The sequence below is a fragment of the Megasphaera sp. AF13-6AC genome (genome assembly GCF_027685385.1).
Lineage (GTDB): Bacteria > Bacillota > Negativicutes > Veillonellales > Megasphaeraceae > Megasphaera > Megasphaera micronuciformis.
In genome coordinates this window covers 1-2584 of the sequence record NZ_JAQCUN010000146.1, presented here as the reverse complement: position 1 = coordinate 2584, position 2584 = coordinate 1, and the positions used below count along the sequence as shown (strand labels likewise).

The 2584-nt window shown below is 47.4% G+C and carries 5 protein-coding genes; all 5 read left to right on the top strand.

What is annotated here, in order from left to right; all coding sequences use genetic code 11:
- The first annotated feature begins 21 nt into the window (after window positions 1-21).
- Window positions 22-366: a YlxM family DNA-binding protein gene (gene ylxM / locus PGX78_RS07295; protein WP_270446201.1), complete on the top strand. Its 345-nt coding sequence runs from the start codon at window positions 22-24 to the stop codon at window positions 364-366.
- Window positions 367-388: 22 nt separating this feature from the next.
- Complete coding sequence (ffh, locus tag PGX78_RS07290; RefSeq protein WP_270446200.1) at window positions 389-1738, top strand: signal recognition particle protein; 1350 nt, start codon at window positions 389-391, stop codon at window positions 1736-1738.
- A 39-nt stretch (window positions 1739-1777) separates the two neighbouring features.
- Complete coding sequence (gene rpsP / locus PGX78_RS07285; RefSeq protein WP_006942857.1) at window positions 1778-2047, top strand: 30S ribosomal protein S16; 270 nt, start codon at window positions 1778-1780, stop codon at window positions 2045-2047.
- A 15-nt stretch (window positions 2048-2062) separates the two neighbouring features.
- A complete protein-coding gene (locus PGX78_RS07280) occupies window positions 2063-2290 on the top strand; it encodes a KH domain-containing protein (protein ID WP_040774426.1) in 228 nt (75 codons plus the stop codon).
- A 9-nt stretch (window positions 2291-2299) separates the two neighbouring features.
- On the top strand, window positions 2300-2584 hold a 285-nt coding region (locus tag PGX78_RS07275; protein WP_270446198.1), incomplete at its 3' end, for a YlqD family protein.

Sequence of the window (2584 nt, the reverse complement as noted above, 5' to 3'; positions counted from 1 at the left end):
CTTCGTATATACTGAACGAGTATGAACGATAAGGACGGTGATACGGTGATAGAAGACGTAGTCCGCATGGGACGCTTACTGGATGTTTACGGACCCTTATTAACGGATAGACAAAAGCGTTGCATGGAACTGTATTTTTACGACGACCTGTCCTTGGCCGAAATCGGAGAGGAACTTTCTATTTCGCGACAAGGCGTTCATGACTTGTTGCAACGTGCTTCACAGGCGTTGGAACATTATGAAATAAAATTGGGAGTGTCCCGTAAAAATGAGCGCATACAGGCGACGGTAGATGAGGCTCAGGTCTTATTAAAGCAGGGGCGTGCCGAAGATGCGGAGCGAATTTTGGGAACACTCGATATATAAAACCCGGAAAAGGAGGAGCTGTATGCCATTCGAAAATCTGTCCGAACGATTTCAGGCGGCATTTAAAAAGCTTCGCGGCAAGGGGAAACTGACGGAAGAGGATGTCAATGAAGCGCTTAAAGAGATGAGACGCGCTTTGTTGGAAGCAGATGTCAATTTTGCCGTAACTAAGGACTTCATTAAACGCGTACGGGAAAAGGCTGTAGGTGAAGAAGTCTTCAGTACGTTGAATGCAGCCCAGACGGTTATTAAAATCGTGCGGGATGAATTGACGGACTTGTTAGGCGGCACACAAAGTCGTATCACTATTTCATCAAGACCGCCTACCGTCGTTATGTTGGCCGGTTTGCAAGGGGCCGGTAAGACGACGACGGCAGCCAAGTTGGCGAAAAGATTCGTGCGTCAGGGCAAACATCCTTTGTTGGTTGCCTGTGACGTATACCGTCCGGCTGCTATTGAACAACTTCGTGTACTCGGTAAGGAATTAAATATCCCTGTTTACTTTGAAGACGACAGTAAGGATCCCGTAGCTATTGCAGAACGTGCCGTTCCCTATGCGACGAGTCACTTGTGCGATGTAGTAATTGTCGACACGGCAGGTCGGTTGCATATTGACGAAGACCTCATGGGTGAGCTGGTTCGTATTAAAGAGGACATTCATCCTCATGAAATCTTACTCGTTGTCGATGCTATGACGGGTCAGGATGCCGTTACGGCGGCCGAAGCCTTTGATAAGGCTTTGGGTATTGACGGTATTATTATGACCAAGCTCGACGGTGATGCTCGCGGCGGCGCAGCCCTGTCCGTTAAAGCCGTAACGGGTAAGCCTATTAAATTTATCGGTGTCAGTGAAAAAACGGACGGACTGGAAGAATTCCATCCCGACAGATATGCGTCCCGTATCCTTGACTTGGGAGACGTAGCGACGATTATCGATAAGGCGAAAGAAGCTTTCGATGCCGAATCGCTCCAAGACATGGAGCGGACCATGAAGAGCAATTCCTTCACTTTTGAAGATTTTCTCAAGCAGTTGCAAATGATTAAGAAAATGGGGAATCTCGGCGGGATTTTGGGACTTATTCCGGGTATCGGCAAGTACAAAAAGGAATTGGATAAGGTTGATATGGACGGTAAGGAATTCAAGCATATTGAAGCGATTATTACGTCCATGACACGCAAGGAAAGAACGAGTTCCAATCCGAAAATGTTGATTAAGGACAGCCGCAAGCGACGTATCGCTCAAGGCAGCGGCACGCGAGTCCAGGATGTAAACCGGCTGTTGAAGCAGTTTACGGAATTTCAGAAAATGATGAAACAGGCGCAGAAATCCCAAAAAAAGGGACGTAAATTTATGCCGCGCCTTCCCTTTTAAAGATAGTCGTAAGGGATACCAAAATAAGGAGGTGAAATTATGATTAAAATTCGTTTGGCTCGTTTGGGAGCTAAAAAGAAACCGATTTATCGCGTAGTCGTAGCAGACGTCCGTAATGCACGTAACAACGGTCGCCCCATCGCTACCATCGGCCAGTACGATCCTGCAAAGGAAACGGCACAGGCTTTGACTGTCGACACTCAGGCTGCCTTGGAATGGCTCGGAAAAGGAGCACAGCCGACCGATACAATTCGTTCTCTCTTCAAGAAAGCCGGCATTATGGCTCAGTTTGAAGCATCCAAGAAGTAAGTGAGGGTGGATATGATGGAAGAATTGATTTCATGCATTGCCAAGGAACTGGTTACTCAGCCCGAAGCAGTGACGGTTACTAAGATTCAGAAAGCAGACCTCGAGGTCTACAGACTTCATGTGGCTCCCGATGATATGGGTAAGGTTATTGGCAAGCAAGGTAAAATAGCGAGAGCTTTACGCCTTGTTGTCAAAGCCGCAGCCGTACGGGCCGACGTGAAGGTTGCAGTAGACATCGTGTAAGGAGGATCTATGGATCAAATTACACTTCGTATTCCCGTAACGGTAAAATCAAAAGTTACGCAGGAATTGAAAGACAAAATCCTGAAAGAGACGGAACAGATTCTGGCCGACATTGACCGGGAAATGCAAAATCTCGAATTTCAGACACAGCGCATGATGAGTGAGCAGGCAAAATTGGATTTGCAAGGGCTGACGTCTTTGCGCGCTCAGGTTGAAGATCAGAAACAGCGGCTTACCAATGCGAAAGCGAAGGCTCAGAGCGATCACGACCAAGCGGCACAATTGGAAATCGGC

Coding starts and splice junctions, on each gene's coding strand:
- ylxM (WP_270446201.1), top strand. CDS start 22: ATGAACGATAAGGACGGTGATACGGTGATAGAAGACGTAGTCCGCATG.
- ffh (WP_270446200.1), top strand. CDS start 389: ATGCCATTCGAAAATCTGTCCGAACGATTTCAGGCGGCATTTAAAAAG.
- rpsP (WP_006942857.1), top strand. CDS start 1,778: ATGATTAAAATTCGTTTGGCTCGTTTGGGAGCTAAAAAGAAACCGATT.
- PGX78_RS07280 (WP_040774426.1), top strand. CDS start 2,063: ATGGAAGAATTGATTTCATGCATTGCCAAGGAACTGGTTACTCAGCCC.